This window comes from Micromonospora sp. DT43, from assembly GCF_049841645.1.
GTDB lineage: Bacteria > Actinomycetota > Actinomycetes > Mycobacteriales > Micromonosporaceae > Micromonospora.
On sequence record NZ_JBNCKR010000003.1, the window covers coordinates 337,948 to 359,276 of the forward strand.

Consider the following 21,329-nt stretch of genomic DNA (forward strand, 5'->3'; position numbering starts at 1 on the left):
CTCCGGTCAACCGAGGAACAACTGTCGGCGGGCCGCGGAGGCTTCGAACGCCTCCAGACGGCGTTGGGTGTCGGCCGGCGCGGCGTCGCAGATTGCCTGCAACAGCACCATGGCCAGGGTCATCGGGGCGGTGTGCAGGTCGAAGACGAGCTGCGCGCCGACGGCGGCCGGCAGCACCACGTCGGCGTGTTCGACGGCCGGGCTGACCGGCGAGTCGGTGATCGCCACGACGGTGAGCCCGGCGGCACGCGCGTCGCGCAACGCGTCCAGGGTCTCCCGGGGATAGCGGGGCAGCACGAAGGCCAGCACGGCGGACGCCCCGGCCTCGGCGGCCTGCTCCAGGCGGTCGGTGAGCAGGCTGCCGCCGTCGTCGAGCACTCGCACGTCCGGGTGCACCTTGGCGGCGAAGTAGGCGAAGTACGCGGCCAGCGGCGCGGCGGCGCGCAGCCCGAGCACCGGCAGCGGGCGGCTGGCGGCGAGCAGTTGCCCGGTCTCGGCGATCCGGTCGGTGTCGGCGAGCTGACCGGCCAGCCGGTCCAGGTTGCCCATCTCGGCGCGTACCGCCTGCTGGAGCTCGTTGGCGGCGTCGGTGGACCCACCGGGTGTCGTGGTGGTGAGGTCGCGCAACCGGCGGCGCAGCGCCGGGTAGCCGTCGTGGCCGAGCGCGACGGCGAACCGGGTGACCGAGGGCTGGCTGACCCCGGCCAGCTCGGCGACCTCCGCCGCGGAGAGGTACGCCACGGCCGGGGCGTGTTGCACGAGACAGTGCGCGATCCGACGCTGGGTCGGGGTGAGCCGTACGCCGTCGAACAGGTGGAACACCTGCTCGGCCGACGCCTGGACCGCTCCGTCATTCACTCCGCGACTCTATGCATGAAAACTTTCACCAAGCAAGCGGTGGCTCGGTCACCGGCGGGTGCCGGCCGGGGCGGGTCGGGTTGGCGAATGGCCGGTACTATCCGCACGGCGGTACAACGGAGGAGTGCGCATGCAGCCGGAAGGCCCCTACAGGCTCACCCACGCGCTCGGCGGGTCTCCGGTGGGGAAGGCGTGGGCCGCGATCGACGAGCAGGGCCGGTTCGTCACCGTGGCGGTGCTCGACGCCACTGTGGCCGCCGCACCAGGCTGGCGTGAGTCCTTCGCCGGAGTCGCCGATTCGCTGGCGCAGGCTCCGGGCGGGCCGGCCTACACGTACGCCGACTTCTCGGCCGACGCCCCCTGGGTGGCGTACCCGGCCGAGGCGGGTCCCGGGGCCGAAACGCTGTTCCGGGCCCTCGGCGTCGAATACACCCCCGCTCCGGCGGTCGCGCCGCCCACGTCTGCCCCGCCGTCGGTGTCTGCCCCGCCGTCGGTGTCCGCCCCGCCCGTGTCGAGCCCGCCGCCGGTCTCCGGTGCACCGCAGGCCCCGTGGGCAGTGCAGACGGGTCCCGTCCCCGGCAAGTTGGTGTCCGCGATCCCGCACCCGATCTCCGGCCTACCCATTTCCCCGGCCGAGGTGACGTCGGCGCCACCCGCCCCGGTGACGTCGGCACCTCCCGCCCCAGTGACGTCGGCAACTCCCGCCGCGGTGGCGTCGGCACCTCCCGCCCCAGTGACGTCGGCACCCCCCGCGCCGGTGACCTCGGCGCCCGACGCCTACAGCAACGGACCGACGAGCGCCGAACTGTTCGCCTCGCCGGTCCGTCGCATCACCCCCTCCGCACCGCCCAAGCGGCGGACCGGCCTCTGGCTCGGAGCCGCAGCGCTGGTACTGGTGGTGCTGGCAGGCGGGGGCGGCCTCGTCGCCTGGGCTGGCCTAGCCGACGACGACAAACCGGCCGACGCCACCGCGACCGCCACCGCCGCACCGCCACCGATGCCTACCGCACCGCCACAGTCGCCGGGAATCGAGCCGCCGCACGGAGGCAAGTGGCCGCCCCAGTGGCCGGGGTTCACCGAACGCGACAACGTGCGTACGCTGACCGGCCTCGAAGGGCTCGGGTTCCCGGTGAAGGTTCCGATGGACTGGTCCTGCACACTTGCCGGTCAGGCCGAGGGGTTCATCAAGTACAACTGCGGCATGACAGCCACCGGGGGGTCGCAAATCGGTGGTGAGCTGATCGTTCGCAACTGCCCCCAGCCGTGTGACGAGCAACGCCAGACCACCATGCGGATGAGCGAGGAGGCGTGGGGCGTGCGGTGGATCCGCAGCGGGCAGTACGCCACCTACGCCGAGGCGCTCATCAACGCCGACGGCGAGCAGCGGCACGGCCTGGTCGTCGTCGCCTACTTCCGCAGCGGGGATGGTGTCGTCGACCGGCAGCTTGTGCTCCGGATGACCGGCCCGGTGCCGGAGGCCCAGCAACTGCGCCGGGTCGCCACCTACCTGCGAGACGTCGTGATCTTCTGAACGGGCCGTGGATACGCGTGCCGGTCGGCACGCGGATCCACGCAGATCGCACTCAGCGCCGGGCTTCGGCGATCCAGTCCGTCATACGCGCGGCGAACTGCTGCTCGGAGAACCCCGCGGCATGTGCCCGGATGCGCTCCGGCGACAGTTCCGGCAGGCGGTGGACCAGCGGAACGAAGCTGTGTGGGTCGACGGAGTCGACGAGGAGGCCGGTCTCACCGTCGTGGACGGTCTCCAATAGACCGCCGCGGCGCAGACCGACCACCGGGGTGCCGCAGGCCTGTGCCTCGACCGGGATGATGCCGAAGTCCTCGTGGACCGGGAACAGCAGTGCCCGCGCACCCCAGTAGAGCTGGCGCAGCCGCTCCTTCGAGGGGCGCACCTCGAACGTCACCGCCACCCGGGCTCGCTCCGCGGCGCGCCGCAGCGCGGTCTCCTCGGGACCCGAGCCGGCGATGACCACCGGCAGACCGGCCGCCTCGGCGATCTGAATGATCAGGTCGAAGTTCTTGTACGGGATCCACCGTCCGACCCCGAGCAGGTAGTCGCGGGACTGGCTCTGGTCCGCAGCAGGCGCGGCAGCGAAGTACTCGACGTCCACCGGAGGGTTGATGACGACCGCGTCGCGCCGCCAGTACCGGGCGATCCGGGCACGTACCTCCTCGGAGTTCGCGGCGTACCCGTGCACGTGGCGGCTGAGCCGCACATCGGCGGTCTGCAGCACACGCCGCGGCAGGGTCAGCAGCGGGTTGGAGCCTCGACCGTCGAAGTTCGGGCTCCAGATGTATCGGGCGGGGGAGTGCACGTAGCTCAGGTACCGGACGTGTTCCGCCGAGCCGAGCCGTACGGTGTGGGCGAACGCGTGGCTGGACGAGATGACGAGGTCGAACCGCTCCCGGCTGAGGGTCCGCCAGACCAGCGGCATCAACGGCAGCGCCCCTGCCTTCGTATGGCGCAACGGTGTCTTCGCCAACCAGGATTCCCGCAGGTTGGGCTCGTCGGCGTCGTGGTCCTTCCACAACACGAAGCGCTCGGCGTCCGGCAGCAGGTTGCTGATTTGCCGGAAGACGTTCTCCGAGCCGCCGGTCGCCCCGAACCACTCGTGCACGAGCGCCACCCGCCCGCTCCTCAGGTGGTCGAGCGGGCGCGTCCCGTCGGCGTCAGGATGGTCTACCACTGGTTGCTCCTCATCCCACGGGCCGCCGGCGTCCGGCCGTACCGGGCCGCCGAGATGGTCACTGCTCGCCTGTTGCGCTCTTGGTTGCCACCAGGCCGTCAGGCTGAGGCTCGTCCGTGCTGCGGCCGGGCTTCTTCAGGACGAACGACAGGAACGTACGCCGAAGCGAGGGCACGGCCGTTACGTAGCCGGTCCAGATCAGCAGGATGGCCACGCACGATGCGACGAGGCGTAGCAGCCCGGCGCCGGCCAGCAGATATCCGGCTACTGCGGCGACGGCCGCGCCGGGCAGCGCGATGGCGAGCAGGCGTGTGCTGTAGCCCAGCACCGACAGCCACCTCGCCGAGATGAGGAACATCAGGACGCCGCCGATCGAGGAGGCCGCGCCGATCGTGAAGGCCCCCCACTGCTTGTACAGCAGGAGGTTCACGGCGATCGGAATGCCGAACGACAGCGCCATCACGATCGCGACCTGGAAGTTGGCCCCTCGGGCGTTCAGCACCTTTACGAAGGTGTAGCCGAGGACGTGTGCCCAGATCCCGAGCGCGAAGCCCAACAGCAGCACCGATGAGACGTCCACCGCCCGCTCGTCGAACTGGCCTCGGGCATACAGGAGGGTGACGATCCCCCGGCTGTTCAGCGACAGGATCAGGGCGAGGGGGACGGCCACCAGGATCACCGGCGGGATCAGTCGGCGGAGCCCGGCACCCACCTCATCGGCCTTCATGCGGGCGAAGGACGCCAGGCCGGCCAGACCCAGCGGGGCGGCGAGCAGGGCCATGCACGAGTCGACCACGAAGCGTGCGTACTCGGTGGCAGCCACCACCTCGACGCCGAGCAGCGAGCCGACGGCCCGCTCGGCCGCGATCGAGCCCTGCAGGATCACGGGAATCAGCAGCAGTGGCCGCAGGCGTCGCCAGAACATCCCGAGGGCCACCTTGGTGGCCGCCCGATCCAGGCGGTGCGAACCAGTGTCGTTGCCTCCGTGCAGGTAGCCCTGACGGCGGATCCAGTAGGCGCCCCAACCCCACAGCACGATGTACGGCACCGTGAAGCCCCACGCGAGCACGGAAACGTGCCCGGTCCTCCAGGCGATCACGGTGGCGACGATCAGCCCGACGCTCTGGCACGAGGGCCGCAGGTTGATCAGGCGGACGTCGTCGTTGGCCAGGCCGACCAGGGTATTGAGGTTGTACAGAACGTAGAACGGCACGCCTAGCGCGGCGATGCCGAGCATGGCCGCGGCGATGTCCGCCGTGTGCGAATCCAGCCCCGGCCCCAGGAGCCCAACCCACAGGTCCCGCCCGAAGATCAGCGCCACGGTCAAGAGCAGCGAGAAGACGGCCAACAGCAGGTGCACCGCACGGTAGAGCGTCCGCGCCATCGCCGGCCGCTCCTGGCGGTACTGCACGTACAGGGGCAGGAAGCCCGCAGTCAGCGCGTCGGCGGTGAAGAAGTTGATCGGAATCAACGTCGCAGTCAGCGCGATCCGGTTGGCTGCCACCACCCGCCCCGCCCCGAAGAGCGCGGCCAGCAGCACCTCGCGGAGCAGGCCGAGGATCTTGCCGGCGATGCCGCCGAGGACCAGACGGAAGAAGATCTTGCCCATGGTCAGGCTCGGCGCTGTGTGATCAGGTGCGCGAAGTCCGCCAGGTACTCCCGGGCACACTGGTCGAGCAGGAAGGCCGGGGGCAGCAGATTCTTCCGCGGCGCTCGGTCCGCGGTCACCTTCAGCACCACGTCGGCAAGAGCGTCGGAGTTCGACGTGTCGACCTCGTGCATGACCCGGCTCAGCGCCTCGGATCGGATCGACCCGGACGTGACGACGCAGGGCAGGCCGCTGGCCAACGCCTCCAACACCGCCATCGGAAGCCCTTCCAGTCGAGCGGTGGTGAGCAGTGACACGTCCGCGGCCGAGTAGTAGTCGGGCACCGCGTCCGCGTCCACCCGTCCGGTGAAAACGACCATCTTCTCCAGGTGGAGCTTGCGGACCAGGCCGCGCAGCCGCCCGTCGTCCGGGCCATCGCCCACCATGAGGAACCGGAACCGGTCGCCGAGGCCACGGTCGCGGAGAGCCGCTGCCGCATGCAGGGCCCGGTCGACCCGCTTCTGCACGTGCAGCCGGCCGACGCAGCTGACCAGCACCGTCGCCTCGTCGATTCCCAGAGCGCGCCGGATCCGGTCCCGGGCCGCGCCGTCAAAGGCGTGGTCCTCGGCCCGGACACCGTTCGGAATCAGGCGGATCTTGCCCGGCGTCGCCGACCAGTTCTGCGGCGCCGCTGTCAGCGACTCGACCACGTTCTCGCCGACCGCGATCAGGCGGTCGAAGTCGCGATACCGGGCCAGGTCGCGGACCAGCGAGAGGGCGTTCTTGGGCGTACCGGCCAGGGAACGCGCGGTGGGTGCCCGCAGCTTCGACCCGAGTTCCATGGCGGACGTGCCGTGGGCCTGGAGCACGAACGGAGTGTGCGGGTGCAGGGCCCGCTCCCGGACCACCGAGTAGGAGCCGGCGCTGACCGAGAAGACCACCCCCGGTGGGGTGCCGATCGCTGCCCAGTGGGCCCGGGACTCCTCCCACCAGGCGCGGGAGTAGCGGCCCGGTCGGGTGCGGGCCAACGGCGTCACCTGGACGCCGTCCTCGGTGAACGCGCCGGTCCGGCCCGGAATCGCCGTGGTGACCATGTGCACCCGCGGCACGTTCCTGGCCCACTCGGCGGCCAGTCGCCAAGCGAGGGTTTCCATCCCGCCGGTGTGATGGTGCGGCGTCGACCGGGAATGGATGAGAATTGACCCGATCACAGCAGATCGCTATACAACGACTCGAGTTTCGCGGTCTGCCGGCGCAGGTTGAACCGGTCCTCGACAGTCTGCCGCCCGACCTTGCCGAGTTGGTCGCAGAGGTGCTTGTCCCGCAGCAGTTCGATCAGCCGGTCCGCGAGGGCCGCGACATCCCGCTCGGGCACCAGGAAGCCGTTCGCCCCGTCGGTCACCGCCTCCGGTATCCCGCCGTGGAGAGTGCCGATCACCGGCTTGCCGGAGGCGGCTGCCTCCAGGAGGACCATGCCCAGTCCCTCCTGGTCACCGTCCTGGGCGGTCACGCTCGGCAGGCAGAGCAACGTCGACTGGCTCAGCCACTGGAGGGTGTCGCTGTGCTTCTGGGCGCCCAGGAAGCGCACCGATGCCTCGATGCCGAGTTCCCGGGCGAGCGCGCCGAGCGGGTCGCGAAGCGGACCCTCACCGATGAGCGTCAGCTCCGCGCCGGGAATCGCCTTCCGCACGTCAGCGAACGCCCGCAGCAGGTACTGCGTTCCCTTCTTTTCCACCAGCCGCGCGACGTGCAGGATGCGGGGCACCTCGACAGGACCGGTGGGCTGGATGGCGTCGACGTCCACGCCGATGGGCAGTACGCGGCACCGATCCGCGGGGTATCCCCACTCCACCGCGCGGCGGCGGATGTGCTCGGACACGCAGAGGAACACCGCGCCCTCGGTGAAGAGAGAGTTGCGCCAGGTGACGTAGTTCAACCACGAAGGCTTCTTCGAGGCGAGCATCTTCGCCCGGGTGACCGTGACGTCGAAGCCATGCAGGGTCGTGACCAGTGGCACTCCAAGCGCCTTCGCGGTGGGGACCGCGTACACCCCCTCGACGCCGAAGTGGGCGTGCAGCAAGGCGGTGCCGCGCTCCGCGAGGGCGCCGACCAGCGCCTCGGAGCGGCGCGTCAGCGTGTACGACAGGACGGCCGGCTTGCCGAACTCCGCGATGCTAATCGATTCGGTCCCAGGCCGCTTCGGGACCAGATCCCGGCCCACGAACAGCGGTCGGAAGCGGCGCATCGCCAGCGCCTGGCTCGGGATGAACGTCTCCGAGGGCAGGAACTGTTGATGTCGCAGGATTCCAACGGCGGGCAGTCGCATGGTCGTTCGCCTCCTCGCGGCCGCCCCCGACAAGGAAGGCGACCAGCAGCGAAAGGATAGGTATGAGGTGGATGTCACCGAAAATCTCGGTGTTGTCACCCAGCCCATGAATGAGCGTCCAGGCGATGGCCGCGGTGGTCCAGAGCGCGATCGCCCGGTGTCGGGGCTCGCCGTTGGTGACGACGCGGACGGCGAGCCGCAACGCGAGCGTGAAGAACACGGCGGTCAACACCAGGCCGACCAGACCTGTCGCGGCCCAGGCCGCGAGGAGGACGTTGTGCGGCGGGAAGCTGCGGTAGATGCCGTGCTCTCGCGCGTATGTCCCGAAGCCGGCATCCCAGCCGCCGTAGCCGAGGCCGAGCAGCGGGTCACGCAGGAACGCCTCCGCGCCGAAGCCCCAGATGGCCGCCCGGTCGCCGAGGGACTTGGCCAGCGCATCGGTGAAGCCGAGGTTGGCGGCGAGCAGCACGGCCGCGACCGCACCGAGCAGACCGGCGCCGCCCAGCCCGAGCAACAGCTGACGGCCTCTGCGGCCGGTCGGCCAGTGGCGGACGTTCTGTCGGGCCGACCCCGACCCGCGCTTACGGGCGACCCTTTGGACGGCGAGCACGATCGCGGGTAGGACGACCGCGAGGATCGTCGCCGATTTCGAGCCGGTGATCGGCACTGCCGCCAGCGCGACGAAGCCCACCACCCGCGTCCACCGATCCCGGGTGGCAGCCGCGAAGGCGAACGCGGCAATCGCGTTCACACCGAGGAACAGTCCGGCGACGTTCGCGTTCACGAACACCCCGCCGGACTTCGCCTCGTCGAAGACGTTGTTGGGACTGTCCCCAAACAGGGCGGCGACGGTGTTCTGCCCGGCGACGATCCCACCGACGGAACGCAGGAACGCGTCCTCCACGTCAGGCAGGACCCGGAAGGTGAGCACCATCGCCGCCTCCGCCATGACCCAGGGCCAGTACCAGCGCGCCAATCGGCGCGGCAGATCGGGGTCCTGACGGACAGCCTGGAGCATCAGCGTCAGCGTGACGATGAACTGGCCGAGCAGCGCGATAAGCGGCAGACCGGCCCGTGGATCCGGCGACCAGGCCAGCGCGAGCATCCGTACCACTAGCAGCGCCACGAGGACGCGGAAGAAGCCGAGGCGGAGCAGGTCGATGCCCGAGCCGCGACGGGCCGCAAGGAGGACTCCCGGGACCAGCAGGACGGTGACCACCGTCGACGCGGCGATGTCGGTGCTGCCCTTGGGTAGAAGGTAGAACTGCGGCAGGGCGAGGAAGAGCACCAGGCAGGCTGCCGCCGCCGGCGTCGATCCGGTCGCGATCGCCCAGGCTGCGGCTGAGCGTGCCCTAGCCACGGATGCCTCCAGTCTCGCCCGCGGGCTGCGCCACGACCTCGGCGGCGCGTCGTGGCATGCGATGTGCGATGTCGCGCAGGAGGCCGCCCCGAGAGCGCCAGCCGAAGTCGCCGGCATATCGGACACGAGCCTTGATTACGTCGTCCGTGTCAGGGCGGATCGTGGCCAGCACCCGGTCGACGAAGTCACCGGTGGAGCTCGCGGCAGTGATGTGCTTGGTGGCCCCCGCCGTCTCTACGACGTCGGGGATGGGGGTGCTGACCACGTTCAAGCCGGACGAGAGGTACTCATAGCACTTGAGCGGGCTGACGCCGGCGGTGTAGTCGTTCAGCGCGTACGGGATCAGCCCGACGCTGCACGTGCCCGCGGCGGCGGCGAGTTGGTCGAGGGTCAGTACTCCCAGGTACCTGGCGCCGAGGCGTTCGAGTTCGGCCAGTTCGCGGTCGAACCCGCCGCCGCCCGCCGCGATCGGGCCGGCGAGGAGAAGCTCGCCGTGCCCCTGAAGTGCGGTTGTCAACGTGCGGAGCAGTTCGAAGTCCAGCTTGTGTGGCGAGAGGTTACCCGCGAACAGTGCTGCGGGAAGCCGCTGCGCCGCCGGCTGGCTCGCGGCGGAGAAGACATCGATCTCGGCAACGTTCGGCAGCGTGAGGACCTCGGAGAACCCGACGGCGGCCAGGTGGGCGGTGACGGCCCGGCTGGTGCCGATGGTCAGGTCGGCCCGCTCGGCCAGGTTCCGCTCGCCGACGGACACGGCCGAGGCGTCGATGCCGGGGAAGGCCTGAAGGATGTCGACGCAGTGGTAGAGGGTGAAGTCCGCGTACTGCTCCAAGCTGTACGTGACGGGGGTGAACGTCCAAAGGATCCGAGGGCTCGGGCTTCGCCGCCATTCGGCCACGGCACGTTCCAGGAGAAGTCGGTTCGGCAAGCGGGTCGGCCCCTGGTGGATCGGCACGATGAGCGGCGAGATGACCGTGGCCCGCTCGGGGACGGGACGGTAGGCCGCCGTCTTCTGATGGCCGACGACAGCGTGTCGCAGCCGCTTGGCGATGCGGGTGACGTCCTTCGAGTCGAGTCTCACTCGCCGTAGACCCAGAGATTCCACGAAGTAGGTGTCAGAGTCACGGGCCAGTTCCCGTACGACGTAGTGCTGGTTCGTGGCGATCTGAGCATTCCACTCGGCGGTGCCCAGGACGAGGATCGTCGGTGCTGCCGACCCGGCTCCGGAGAGGGGGTCCGGCGGCGAAGGTGGTGTCGTCACGTGTCTCTTCCGGATTCGTCCGGCCACATGTTCGCGCTGCGGCCGCAGGTGTGCAGACCGCGCGGCAGCGGTGGTGCGTGCACGACAGGAAGCACTCCGCTACAACCCGATCCCCGTTCGGTTGGGTGCGTTTCGCCAGCCTCGACAGGTGGCCGGGCGCACCCGCAGACGACGGCAGCGAGGGCCGCCCCCGTCAAGCCCGGGTTAATAGACCTCAGCGCCGGCCCTTCTGTCAATGATGGACCGGACTGCTGGAGCGTCCGGTGACGACGCCGACAAGCTAAGTCAGAACGCTACTCAATCCTTCTGTAGGCATTTGGGATCAGATGGGCTACTCGGGAACACTGAGGAAATGACTCTTTGGTCAGATCCTTTCGACGTGGGAAGGGCTCAGGCCTGTCGCCGGACAACGGTGACACTCCTTAGTGTGGACGGATGACCGACGACATCGTCCTTCTGCTTCGGCGGGCCGGGTTCGGCCCCACCGCGGCGGAGGTGGGCGCCGCGCGGCAACTCGGCTACGCGGCGACGCTGACGGGGTTGGTCGCCCCTGCCGGGCCGGATGTCGGCGCGACCAGCGCACCGGTTCCCGACCTGGGTCCCGATCCGTTCACCCGCATGCCCCGGCCGACGGACGCACAGCGGGCCGAGGGAAACCGCCGGCGTACGGAGCAGACGGTGTCCCTCGCGCGCTGGTGGCTCGATCGGATGACCGTGGCAGATCACCAGGCGGTCGAAAAGTTGGTGTTCTTCTGGCACGGGCACTGGGCGACCTCGGTGGCGAAGGTCCGCAGCCCGCAGCTCATGCTCGGGCAACTGCACGCGTTCCGGGAGGCCCGCGACTTCGCCGAGCTGGCTCACCACATGGTGCTCGACCGGGCGTTGGTGTACTGGCTGGACGGGCAGCACAACAAGAAGGCGGCACCGAACGAGAACCTCGCCCGGGAACTGTTCGAGCTGTTCATGCTCGGTGTCGGCCGGTACACCGAGCAGGACGTCAAGGAGGCTGGCCGCGCACTGACTGGCTGGCGGGTCATCCTCGACCGTGAGTCGTTGGTCTCCGATCCTCAGCACCGCGACACCGGTCGCAAGAAGGTCCTCGGCGTCACCGCGAACTTCGACGCGCCCAGTCTCGTCGACCTCCTGCTGGAACAACCGACTTGCCGGCGGTTCATCGCGTCCCGGCTGTGGTTCCGGTACGCCTCGGCCACCCAGCCCATCCCGGAGCACACCCGTGACGCGATGGCGGAGGCCTTCCCGGCGCCGATGGCGATGCTGCGAGTGCTCTTCGCTGACGAGGCGTTCCAGGCGACTCGCGGGACGATGGTCCTGCAACCCGTCGAGTGGCTGGTCGGCGCGATGCGTCACCTGGGGGTCCGGCCGGCCGCGATGCCCGAGCAGGTGTTCACGCAGATCTACTGGGCGATGGAAGCGCTGGGTCAGCGTCCGTTCGCGCCGCCGAGCGTCGGCGGGTGGCCGGCAGGTGCTGCCTGGCTGACCTCGGCCGCCGCCCAGGTCCGGTTGAGAATCGCCAGCATGCTTGTTGGTCTGGTGCAGCCCGGCTCCCTGACACCGGAAGCCGTGGCGCAACTGCTCTGCGTCGAACGATGGACCAACCGGACGTACGCCGTGCTGCGCGACGCCCGAGATGACCGAATGAAGCTGACACTCGGGCTGGTCAGTCCCGAGTACCTGGTGACCTAAGTGGATGTGTGGACATGAATGCGTTGACCCGACGGCGGTTCCTCATCTCGTCCGGGGTTGTCGGCGGTGGCGCGCTGGCGGCCGGCGCGGGAGTGCTGGGCTTCCACGAACTGCTCAAGAGTGGTGAGAAGACCAGGGCCGGTGATGCCCAGGAGGGCCTGCCAACGCTCGTTCTGGTCACCCTCTACGGCGGCAACGACGGGCTCAACACGGTCATCCCGTACGCGGACCCGGCCTACCACAGCGCCCGGCCGGAGTTGGCCTACGCGCCGGGGCAGGTGCTGCGCCTCGACGACGCGTTGGGCCTCAACCCGGTGCTGCGCGGAATGAAACGGCTCTGGGACGACCGGAAGATGGCAATCGTGCGTGGCGTCGGCTACCCGAAGCCGGATCGGAGCCACTTCAAGTCGATGGACATCTGGCAGACCGCGTCGCCCGGCACTCCCGCTCCAACCGGTTGGGTGGGGCGCTGGCTCGACGCGACGAAAGCCGCCACCGAGACGGCCGTCAGCTTCGAGCCGGCCCTACCGCCGATGCTGGTGGGTAAGTCCCGCATCGGCGCCTGCGTGAGCTACCGAGGGCTCACCCTGCCGCCGGGCGTCTCGCCCGCCGCCGTCTCGGCACTCGGCCGGGCTGAGCCCGGCGAGTCGGAGATGCAGGCGCGGGCAGCGGCTAGCTACGCGGACCTCATCACGATGAACCGTGTGGTGCAGGAAGCCGCGAGCGGAACCGACGAGCAGGGCCATACCGGCGGGAGCGTCGTCCAGGCGACCGGCACGGGCGGCGACAACGCACTCGTCGCCCAGTTGGCGCTCGTCGCCCGGTGCGTGGAGTTCCAGGTGCCCACCCGGGTCTACTCGGTGAGTCTTGGCGGGTTCGACACGCACGCGGGCGAGCGCGTGTGGCAGGAGACGCTGCTCAAGGACCTCGACGAGGCGCTGAGCGGCTTCGTGGACCGGATGGGCCGCACCGAGGCCGGCCGACGAGTCACCGTGGTGGTCTACAGCGAGTTCGGCCGGCGGGTCCGGGCGAACGCCTCCGACGGAACCGACCACGGCACGGCCGGGCCGGTGTTCGTCCTCGGCCACGCGGTGGCCGGCGGTTTCTACGGTGAGCAACCGAGCCTGACCGACCTGGATGACGGCGATCTCAAGGCGACGACGGACTTCCGGGACGTCTTCGGTACCGTGCTGGCCAGCGTGTTGGCCAGCGATCCGGACCGTTACCTCGGTGGCTACCGGGCCCAGTTGCTGCCGCTGCTCATGCGCTGATGCCGACCGTCAGCGGCCACCAGCGCGGAACACCTCGGCGACGGTGCGGAGCACGACCTTGAAGTCCAGCCAGAGCGACCAGTTCTCGATGTAGTAGTTGTCGAACCTTGCCCGGTCCGAGATCGGTGTGTCGCCACGCAGGCCGCTGACCTGGGCGAGTCCCGTGAGCCCAACGGGGACCCGGTGGCGCATCGCGTAGGTGGGGTACTCGACCGAGAACTTCTCCACGAAGTGCGGCCGTTCCGGCCGGGGGCCGACCACGCTCATCTCGCCGCGCAGGATGTTCCAGAGCTGGGGCAGTTCGTCGAGCGACGTCCGCCGCATGAACCGGCCGACCAACCCGACCCGCTGGTCGTGCGCGATGGACCAGTTCGTCTGCGACTCGCTCTCGTCGGTGGGCTGCATCGAACGGAACTTGATGACCTTGAATGGCCTGCCGTATCGACCGATCCGCTCCTGATAGAAGAAAATCCCCCGCCCACCGTCGAGAAACGTCGCAACCGCGCACAGCAGCAGCACCGGGCTGAGGACGAGCAACGCCACCGCGGCGAAGACCACATCGGATGCCCGTTTGACGATCCATCGAGGGCCGGAGAGCCTGGTATCACCGATCTTGACGATCGGTATCGCGCCGATGTGGTCGGGATATCCGCCCAGGGACCGGGATCCCCAGAGACGCGGCACCACCCAGAGGTCGGAGCGCGAATTGACCGCCCGCAGCAGGATGTCCATCAACACCGACTCGGAACAATCCGGATCGGCGATGACCAGGACGTCGCATTCGAGCATGTCGGTGAGCTTTTCGAGATCGTCCAGAGTGCCGATCAAGGGAACCGACCCGACGCCCTCGCCTAGTGCGACGTCGACGCAACCGACGAACCGCAGGCCGTACTGCGGGTAGCGCCGCAGCAGCCGGGCGAGCTCCAGACCGACCGGGCCGCTACCGATGATGATCGTGTTGTGCTCCACCCACCGGCGCTTGCGGGCGACGATGGTGAGCGCCCTGCTGAAGGCCCGGCCGACGATCACCAGGCCGGCGGAGAGCGCGACGCCGCGCATGAACCCGCCCACGTAGTGCACCGAGTCGTGACGCTCAGCCGCGATGATGGCGACCACGGCGGCGGAGGCCAGCAACCGTCCGCAGATGCTCGGCAGTTCGTCCAGAATGCCGACGTGCCGCCGGGCCCGGTAGAGCCCGCCGGACGCGAAGATTGCCACGGTGAGCGCCGCGTTGGCCAGCGTCCCCCGCCAGTAGTCCTGGGTCAGCAGCAAGGGAACGAGCAGCGCGACGACGTCGATGGGCGCCGTCAACATCCACGCTCGTAGCCAGCGCGTGCGCTTCGACGCGCGGGATCCCGCGTACGGCAGAACCGCTGTCGTGTCCAGACCGGGACGGACGGACGCTGTCGCCGACATCTTCGGTGGGTCGGCGACAGGGCTGTTGCTCGCGTCGTGTTGCGCCTCCGCCTGCGGCGGCGCGCCGCCGAACTCCGTCCGTCTCGTACCCGGGTAACTCATGACCGGTTGGCTCGACATGGTGATCCTCCCCCGTGAGCCCTCAGGCGCAAATTCATAGCCAGGGGGCGATCGAAGGTTACGACCGCGTCAGTTGCACCACCAGAGCCGGCACGGTAATCCTGTCTCCTACTTTGCGGCGGACGCGATGTCGGTCACCGAATCGCGGCGAACCGCGTCGAAGACGCGTTGCGCCTTGCCCTTGTCCGCGATCACGACGCTTTCGCTGCCGATTTGGCCCGTCCCCTTGGTGGGGCAGGTGAAGAACGCGAGGTTGCCGCCCCGGAGATGACGAAGTTCCATTGACAGATCGACCAGCGACAGGGAACGGTCGACGGCCACCGAGTTGGCCGTGGCCTTCACGAACGAGTTCAGCTTGGCGGGATTGGCGAGCACGCCGCCGGAGGCCGCCTTGTCCAGAATGGCCTTGATGACCTGCTGCTGATGTTTGATCCGGGCGAAGTCGCCGTTGGCGAAGGCGTAACGCTCACGGGCGTAGTCGAGGGCCGCGGCCCCGTCCATCGTCTGCCGGCCCTTGGTGAACTCGCGCCGGCCATCGGGGTTGAGCGAGTGGGTCGAGGTGAAGTTCTGCTCCACGTCGATCTCCACACCACCCAGCGCGTCCACGATCTCCTTGAAGCCGGAGAAGTCGACCATCGCCACGTGGTCGATGCGGACGTTCGTGAACTCCTCCACCGTCTGGACCATCAACGGGACACCGCCCCAGGCGTACGCCGCGTTGATCTTGGCGTCGGTGCCGCCGCGACCCTCCTTCGACTTGGGCACGTGCACCCAGGTGTCGCGGGGAATGGAGATCAGCTGAGCGCTGGACCGGTCCTTGGGAAGGTGGGCCAGGATGATGGTGTCCGAACGGGAGCCCGAGCTGTTCTCCGTGTCGCGGGAGTCGCTGCCGAGGATCATGATGTTCATGGCGCCGGTCGCCACGGGCTGGGGACGCGACTCTTCGGGAACGTCGCCGAACGCGTCGACCCGCTCGATGTCGGAGTTGATGGAACGGAAGTAGAGCCCGCTCGCGACCACGCCACCGCCGGCGAGCAACGCCACGACCGCGAGGGTGATCAGGACGATCCGTTTCCACCGCCGCCGGGGCCGTGGCGACGGGGAGGCGATCTGCTCGCCATCATCTGGCTGCCCAGGGTCGACCGGCCCCGTGTTCGCCGGGAGGTTCAGTTCTGCGGTCTGGTCTGCACGCGCCATAGCGGCGATGCTACTGATTCACGTTCCGGCCCGCGTACCCTCGTCCGGCCAGGAACGCCCGCCGATGGTGGAGGATCGTCGGCCGGCGATCGGTGACATTTCCAGCCATCGTGCGGCTGGACCTGGTGAGAACCGGCCCGTGGACGCAACGAAGCTCCGACGCCGTGTGACCGAATCGCGCCTGGCGCGGTTCTGCTTCCCGACAATGTCACCACCACCAACGTGCTCACGGAGCACGCCGAGCGCACCGGTCGCCGTTCCTCGCCTACCGGGAAAGCCCGCCAACCACTGGTATCCCGGCGACGGCGTCGGCGTGGCATGGTGAACGGGTGCGGTTGACCTCGATCCACACGTACCCCGTCAAGGGCTGTCACCGGCTCGACCACGACGACGCGTTCGTGCAGCCGTGGGGCCTGGCCGGCGACCGACGCTGGATGGTGGTCGACGCCGACGGCGTCGGCGTCACCCAGCGGGAGACCACACGGCTGGTCGGCCTGCGCGCCACGGTGCGCCCGGGCGGCCTGGTGCTGCGCGCCGACGGGCAGCCCGACCTCGACGTGCCGGAGCCGGCCGGCGGCGACCCGGTGCCGGTGCGGACCTTCCGCAGCCGGACGATCCGGGTGCCCGCGCTGCCCGCCGGCCCGCCGGCCGACGCCTGGCTCGGTGCGCTCCTCGGCCGGCCGGTCCGACTGGTCTGGCTGGCCAGCCCGGCCCGGCACCTGGCCGCGGACGCGCGCGAACACGACACCGGCGACCGGGTCAGCTTCGCCGACGCCTACCCGCTGCTGCTGACGAACGCCGCCTCTCTCGACGCGCTCAACGGCTGGCTCGCCGAGGCGGGGGAGGAGCCGGTGCCGATGACCCGCTTCCGACCCAACCTGGTCGTCGACGGCGCACCGGCCTGGGCCGAGGACGGCTGGGCCGGCCGGTCGCTGCGCGTCGGCGACCTGCGGCTGCGCGCCGCCGGGCCGTGCGACCGCTGCGTGGTGACCACGACTGACCAGGAGACCGGGGTACGCGGGAAGGAACCGCTGCGCACTCTCGGCCGCCACCGCAACATCGGCCGGAAGCTCCTCTTCGGACTGAACGTGGTGCCCGTCGACAGTGGCCCGTTGGCTGTCGGCGACCGGGTCGTCATCGAACCCTGACCAGCCGGCTCAGCGGTCAGGTGAGAGACCGTCACCGTCCGTCGATGCTGTCTTAGCTTTGGCTTAGTCGGCTTGTCCGGTCACACTCGGGTCCGGCAGCATCGCCGACGTGACGGACGGAAGCGCTCCCGGCGGCGTCGACAGCAGCAGCGACGTCAGAGGCGTCGACGTCAGAGGCGTCGACATCGACCTGGACCTGGACCGTGCTCCGGACGACCGGCCCGCGTCCCCGTCGGGCCCGATGCCCTGGCTGGTCGCTGCCGGCGTCACAGTGCTCGCGGCGGCGCTCGGGCTGACCCTGGCCCTGCGGTCCGGCTCCGCTCCGGCCTGCGCGGCCGGGCGGACGCTCGCCGCCGCGCCACCCACCGGCACCGCCACCCACAGCGGCAAGGCGACCTTCTACGACTCGAAGGGCGCCGGCGGTAACTGCTCGAACCCCGCGGCGCCGGCCAACCGACTCTACGTCGCGCTCGGCCCCACCGAGTACGCCGCCGGCGCCGCCTGCGGCGGTTTCCTCGACGTCACCGGCCCGAAGGGCACCGTCCGGGTGCTGATCATGGATCAGTGCCCGGAGTGCGAGCCGGGGCACCTCGACCTGTCCCGGGAGGCGTTCGCGCGGATCGCCGACCCGGTCCAGGGCCTCGTCCAGGTCACCTACCGCGCGGTGGTCAACCCTCCGCTGCCCGGTCCGCTGACCTTCCGGATCAAGGAGGGCGCGTCGCAGTTCTGGTTCGCCGTGCGGGTAGGCAACCACGGCAACCCACTGCGCGCCGTCGAGGTGCGCAAGGGCGGCGACGGCCCGTGGCACGCCACCGCCCGACAGGACTACAACTACTGGCTGCTGGCCTCCGGCGCGGGTCCCGGCCCGTACAGCGTTCGGGTCACCGACGTGTACGGACACCGGGTCACCGTCTCCGGCATCCGGATGGCGCCCGGCCAGGTCCAGACAAGTGTGGTGCGGATGTACGAGCGTGGCGTCGTGACGAAGACCCCGCGCCCGTCCGCGACGGCCCGCCCGCCGAAGGCCCGACCCGGCGGTACGCCGACACCGGCGCGCCGCCCGGCCGAGGTGGCGAAGGCGAACACCCCGGCCACCCCGGTCGCCGACGGGCCCTCCACCCGACCGGCCGGGGCAACCGCCCGCTGGTGCGGCTGACCTGGCTTGTCGGCGCGGTGTGGCCGCCGGCCTGGCGTGTTTGATCTGTCAGTCGGTTGGCGTCAGGTCGAGCCACATGAGGATCTCGTCGCGGTCGTCGCCCGGTGCCACCCGCAGCGCGCCCGGCAGCCGGCCGATCTCCCGGTACCCGAGACGGCGGTAGAACCCGTCCAGCCCCAACCCGTCGCGCACCGTCACGTGCAGCGCCTCGTGACCCAGCTCCCGGCCCAGCCGGGTTGCCTCGCGCATCAGCGCCGACCCGTGGCCCGCACCCTGGGTGTCCGGGTGGACCATCACCCGCTTCAGCACACACCAGTGCGCCTTGAGGCCGAACCGGTTGTCGCAGAAGACCAGCACCGCCACGGGCCGGTCGCCGTCGTACCCGACCAGCAGCCGGTCGAGCCCGTCGGCGATACCCGCGAACGTCGGGTCGGCGATCGTACGGACGTCGGCGGCGGTGACCGGGGGTACGAAGCCGACAGCGCCACCGGCGTTGCTGACGTCCACCCAGAGGGCGACGATCTCGGCGCGCAGCCGTGGGGTCAGCTCGGGATCGAGGACGAAGCGCAGAGTCACGGCGCCCATCCTGGCTGCTCGACCAGGCTCGTGGCCCGCGACCGTGACGCGTTCGACAGCGGGCCCCGCGCACGAGATCTGCGTTGGCTTGTGCGGGAGAGGGGATTCGAACCCCTACGCCCTTTCGGACAATAGGACCTAAACCTATCGCGGCTGCCGTTACGCCACTCCCGCCAACTCGCTGAGTCTAGAGCGTCGGGCTTCGACGGTGTTGAGCCCCGCCTCCTTGAGGATGGTGGAGATCGTGCCGTGGCCCACCGTGCACTGCCCGTCGGGCAGGCTGCGCAGGATCCCCGACAGCCGCTTCGGCCCGACATCCGGGTTGGCCAGCGCCTGTTCGATCACCACGTCGCGATGAGCCCGGGAACGCCAGCTACGGTCCGGCGCCAGACCGGCCCTGTCCCGAATGCCTCGCACTCCTCCGGCACGCCGAGTGTGGCGAGGGCCCGTTTCAATCGCACACCTGGCGTCCGTCGGGACCCCTCGGGCATTTGGACCAGGAGCTGTGCTGATGTCGTCCGCCGTACGCCTCGGTTGTGTGCCTGCCCGGTGAAGTGCGACGTGTCGACGCCGAACCTCTTGAGCTGCCGGCTGATGTGCGCGTGGGAGCCGCCACTGACCCGGACGCCGAGCAGCCGCATCACCTCGGTGATGTTGCGTGCAGCGGCGGCCGCCTGCGCCAGCGTCTCGGGCGTGTACTTGTACCGAACCATTGACGCACGGTAACGAGACCGTACGACAGGGTCAGTCCAGGCCGAGGTCGCGGCGGAGTTTGGCGACGTGCCCGGTGGCCTTGACGTTGTAGAGCGCGCGTTCGATCTTGCCGTCGGCGTCGATGACGAAGGTCGAGCGGATCACGCCGGTGACGGTCTTGCCGTACAGCTGCTTTTCGCCGTACGCGCCGTACGCGGTGAGCACCGCCCTGTCCGTGTCCGACACGAGCGGGAAGGTGATGGCGTCGCGGTCACGGAACTTCGCCAGCTTCTCCGGCTTGTCGGGTGAGATGCCGACCACCTCGTAGCCGGCGGCCTGGAGCGAGGCGAGCGAGTCGCGGAAGTCGCAAGCCTGCTTGGTGCAGCCAGGGGTCATCGCCGCCGGGTAGGCGTACAGGACCACCTTGCGGCCGCGCAGGTCGGCCAGGGAGAGCTGCTCGCCGGTGTCGGTGGGGAGGGTGAACTCGGGTGCGGGGTCACCGGGGGAGAGGCGGTCGGGCGCGGTCATGGCCCGACCCTACCGCCGGGTGCGCCGGTGTCGGCGTCGGCGGCGCTCCAGCGCGTCGATCAACTCGCCTTCGGCGAAACCGGGGTGTCCCCGAGCCGCGGACACCCCGGTTTCCAGAAAAGCGAGTCGATCACCAACAGGAGCGGCGCGGCGAAGGTGATCAAGGCCATGCCTTGTTGCCAGACTCTGGCAACAACAAGTCCTAGGAAATAGGCTGACCCCGCCGGTCCCGGAACGGGTCCGCTGACGCGTGGGAGGTCGCGTGGAGACACTGGCGATGCACATCTCGAACGGGATCATCGACGGTCCCGTCGCGGCGGTCTTCGCGGCCCTGGCGCTCGCCGCGCTCACCGCTTGCGTGCTGCGCGGCCGGCGGGACCTGGACGACCGGCTCGCCCCGATGGCCGGCCTGGTCGCGGCGTTCATCTTCGCCGTCCAGATGCTCAACTTTCCGATCTTCACGGCCGGTGTGAGCGGTCACCTGCTCGGTGGCGCGCTCGCCGCGATGCTTGTCGGGCCGTGGGTCGGCGCGCTCTGCGTGGCCGTGGTGCTCGTCGTGCAGGCGCTGATCTTCGGTGACGGTGGTGTGGCGATGCTCGGCCTGAACATCACCAACATGGCGCTGATCGGCACCGCCGCCGCGTACCTGCTGATCGCCGTGCTGTTGCGGGTGCTGCCGCGCACGCGCGCCGGCCTGGCCGTCACGGCGTTCGTCGCGGCGCTTCTCAGCGTGGTGGTCGCGTCCCAGGGGTTCGTCGTCGAGTACTGGCTGGGCGGCACCACCGACCTGGGCGGCAACCTCGCCGGCCTGGCCGGCACGATGGCCGGCGTGCACCTGCTGATCGGCATCGGCGAGGGCCTCATCACCGCGACCACGGTGCTCACCGTCGCGAAGGTGCGCCCCGACCTGGTGTACGCGCTGCGCGCGCTGCCCACTTCCGCCACCCCTGCCGTCGAGGTCTCCGGAGGTGTCCGATGAAGAACCGAACCTGGGCGTTCCTGGCCGGCGGTCTGCTGGTCGCCCTGCTGCTCGCCGGAGTCGTGAGCAACTACGCCTCGTCGCACCCGGACGGGCTGGACTCGTCCCTGCTCAAGGGCTGCACCGTCGACGCCGACGACAACATCGTCGGTGGCAGTTGCCCGGCGCAGCAGGCCCGCGAGCACGAGCTGGGGGACAGTCCGCTCGCCGACTACGGCGTGCGGGGCATCCGGAACAGCTTCGTCTCGACAGGCCTCTCCGGGGTGCTCGGAGTGCTGGTGACGTTCGCGATCGGCGCCGGCGGGTTCTGGCTGCTGCGCCGCCGGGGCGACGCGTCGACCACTGGCGACGACACGGCCGACGGCACGCCGACCACCGGCGACGCGACGGCCGCCGAGGGCGCGACGGGCGACGTGGTCACCGCCGCGCGCCGCACCAGCTGA

General features: G+C 69.9%; 20 protein-coding genes and 1 tRNA gene. 7 read left to right on the forward strand and 14 right to left on the reverse strand.

Translation table 11 applies throughout. From position 1 onward, the window contains the following. Positions 1-6: 6 nt before the first annotated feature. A complete protein-coding gene (locus tag ACLQ26_RS09335) occupies positions 7-858 on the reverse strand; it encodes a MurR/RpiR family transcriptional regulator (protein WP_425744055.1) in 852 nt (283 codons plus the stop codon). Positions 859-988: 130 nt separating this feature from the next. On the opposite strand from ACLQ26_RS09335, the gene ACLQ26_RS09340 reads away from it, so the two are divergent. After that, on the forward strand, positions 989-2,389 hold the full coding sequence (locus ACLQ26_RS09340; protein WP_425744056.1) for a hypothetical protein: 1,401 nt from the start codon (positions 989-991) through the stop codon (positions 2,387-2,389). 52 nt (positions 2,390-2,441) lie between these two features. On the opposite strand, the gene ACLQ26_RS09345 is transcribed toward ACLQ26_RS09340, so the two are convergent. The 6 genes from ACLQ26_RS09345 to ACLQ26_RS09370 all read right to left on the reverse strand — a co-directional run bounded on the left by ACLQ26_RS09345 (position 2,442) and on the right by ACLQ26_RS09370 (position 10,098). Next, on the reverse strand, positions 2,442-3,506 hold the full coding sequence (locus ACLQ26_RS09345) for a glycosyltransferase (RefSeq protein ID WP_425744057.1): 1,065 nt from the start codon (positions 3,504-3,506) through the stop codon (positions 2,442-2,444). Positions 3,507-3,624: 118 nt separating this feature from the next. After that, positions 3,625-5,175, reverse strand: a complete 1,551-nt coding sequence (locus tag ACLQ26_RS09350; protein ID WP_425744058.1) for a lipid II flippase MurJ — start codon at positions 5,173-5,175, stop codon at positions 3,625-3,627. A 2-nt stretch (positions 5,176-5,177) separates the two neighbouring features. Beyond that, positions 5,178-6,308 carry a glycosyltransferase family 4 protein gene (locus tag ACLQ26_RS09355; RefSeq protein WP_425744059.1) on the reverse strand — a complete coding sequence of 377 codons (1,131 nt, stop codon included), beginning with the start codon at positions 6,306-6,308 and terminating at the stop codon, positions 5,178-5,180. A 53-nt stretch (positions 6,309-6,361) separates the two neighbouring features. Further along, positions 6,362-7,399, reverse strand: coding sequence for a glycosyltransferase (locus tag ACLQ26_RS09360; protein ID WP_425744060.1), 1,038 nt, complete (start codon positions 7,397-7,399; stop codon positions 6,362-6,364). Next, positions 7,329-8,840: an O-antigen ligase family protein gene (locus tag ACLQ26_RS09365; protein WP_425744061.1), complete on the reverse strand. Its 1,512-nt coding sequence runs from the start codon at positions 8,838-8,840 to the stop codon at positions 7,329-7,331. Before ACLQ26_RS09365 ends, ACLQ26_RS09360 begins: the two co-directional genes overlap by 71 nt. Continuing rightward, positions 8,833-10,098: a glycosyl transferase family 1 gene (locus ACLQ26_RS09370; protein WP_425744062.1), complete on the reverse strand. Its 1,266-nt coding sequence runs from the start codon at positions 10,096-10,098 to the stop codon at positions 8,833-8,835. Before ACLQ26_RS09370 ends, ACLQ26_RS09365 begins: the two co-directional genes overlap by 8 nt. 435 nt (positions 10,099-10,533) lie before the next feature. On the opposite strand from ACLQ26_RS09370, the gene ACLQ26_RS09375 reads away from it, so the two are divergent. Together ACLQ26_RS09375 and ACLQ26_RS09380 are read left to right on the forward strand one after the other, a co-directional pair. Beyond that, positions 10,534-11,802, forward strand: coding sequence for a DUF1800 domain-containing protein (locus ACLQ26_RS09375; RefSeq protein WP_425744063.1), 1,269 nt, complete (start codon positions 10,534-10,536; stop codon positions 11,800-11,802). A 14-nt stretch (positions 11,803-11,816) separates the two neighbouring features. After that, a complete protein-coding gene (locus ACLQ26_RS09380) occupies positions 11,817-13,073 on the forward strand; it encodes a DUF1501 domain-containing protein (protein WP_425744064.1) in 1,257 nt (418 codons plus the stop codon). A 9-nt stretch (positions 13,074-13,082) separates the two neighbouring features. On the opposite strand, the gene ACLQ26_RS09385 is transcribed toward ACLQ26_RS09380, so the two are convergent. Both ACLQ26_RS09385 and ACLQ26_RS09390 read right to left on the reverse strand, forming a co-directional pair. Beyond that, positions 13,083-14,387: a sugar transferase gene (locus tag ACLQ26_RS09385; protein WP_425744394.1), complete on the reverse strand. Its 1,305-nt coding sequence runs from the start codon at positions 14,385-14,387 to the stop codon at positions 13,083-13,085. 330 nt (positions 14,388-14,717) lie between these two features. Further along, the gene (locus ACLQ26_RS09390) at positions 14,718-15,806 is read right to left on the reverse strand and encodes an LCP family protein (RefSeq protein WP_425744065.1); all 1,089 of its coding nucleotides are present in this window, start codon (positions 15,804-15,806) and stop codon (positions 14,718-14,720) included. Between the two features lie 329 nt (positions 15,807-16,135). Here ACLQ26_RS09390 and ACLQ26_RS09395 point away from each other — a divergent pair, with 329 nt between their 5' ends. Continuing rightward, a complete protein-coding gene (locus tag ACLQ26_RS09395) occupies positions 16,136-16,954 on the forward strand; it encodes an MOSC domain-containing protein (RefSeq protein ID WP_425744067.1) in 819 nt (272 codons plus the stop codon). 109 nt (positions 16,955-17,063) lie between these two features. Then, the gene (locus tag ACLQ26_RS09400; protein ID WP_425744068.1) at positions 17,064-18,110 is read left to right on the forward strand and encodes an expansin EXLX1 family cellulose-binding protein; all 1,047 of its coding nucleotides are present in this window, start codon (positions 17,064-17,066) and stop codon (positions 18,108-18,110) included. A 48-nt stretch (positions 18,111-18,158) separates the two neighbouring features. Here ACLQ26_RS09400 and ACLQ26_RS09405 read toward each other — a convergent pair whose 3' ends face one another. The 5 genes from ACLQ26_RS09405 to bcp all read right to left on the reverse strand — a co-directional run bounded on the left by ACLQ26_RS09405 (position 18,159) and on the right by bcp (position 19,907). Further along, the gene (locus ACLQ26_RS09405) at positions 18,159-18,686 is read right to left on the reverse strand and encodes a GNAT family N-acetyltransferase (RefSeq protein ID WP_425744395.1); all 528 of its coding nucleotides are present in this window, start codon (positions 18,684-18,686) and stop codon (positions 18,159-18,161) included. A 91-nt stretch (positions 18,687-18,777) separates the two neighbouring features. Beyond that, positions 18,778-18,860: transfer RNA gene (locus ACLQ26_RS09410), tRNA-Leu, on the reverse strand. Next, entirely contained in the window at positions 18,846-19,034 is a 189-nt protein-coding gene (locus ACLQ26_RS09415) for a hypothetical protein (RefSeq protein ID WP_425744069.1), read from the reverse strand. Before ACLQ26_RS09415 ends, ACLQ26_RS09410 begins: the two co-directional genes overlap by 15 nt. Next, the gene (locus tag ACLQ26_RS09420; RefSeq protein ID WP_425744070.1) at positions 19,028-19,399 is read right to left on the reverse strand and encodes a hypothetical protein; all 372 of its coding nucleotides are present in this window, start codon (positions 19,397-19,399) and stop codon (positions 19,028-19,030) included. The genes ACLQ26_RS09415 and ACLQ26_RS09420 overlap by 7 nt, the downstream gene beginning before the upstream one ends. Before the next feature lie 31 nt (positions 19,400-19,430). Then, positions 19,431-19,907: a thioredoxin-dependent thiol peroxidase gene (gene bcp, locus ACLQ26_RS09425; RefSeq protein WP_425744071.1), complete on the reverse strand. Its 477-nt coding sequence runs from the start codon at positions 19,905-19,907 to the stop codon at positions 19,431-19,433. 262 nt (positions 19,908-20,169) lie between these two features. Between bcp and ACLQ26_RS09430 the strand changes: the two genes are divergently transcribed. After that, positions 20,170-20,886, forward strand: coding sequence for an energy-coupling factor ABC transporter permease (locus ACLQ26_RS09430; RefSeq protein ID WP_425744072.1), 717 nt, complete (start codon positions 20,170-20,172; stop codon positions 20,884-20,886). After that, positions 20,883-21,329, forward strand: a complete 447-nt coding sequence (locus ACLQ26_RS09435) for a PDGLE domain-containing protein (protein WP_425744073.1) — start codon at positions 20,883-20,885, stop codon at positions 21,327-21,329. Before ACLQ26_RS09430 ends, ACLQ26_RS09435 begins: the two co-directional genes overlap by 4 nt.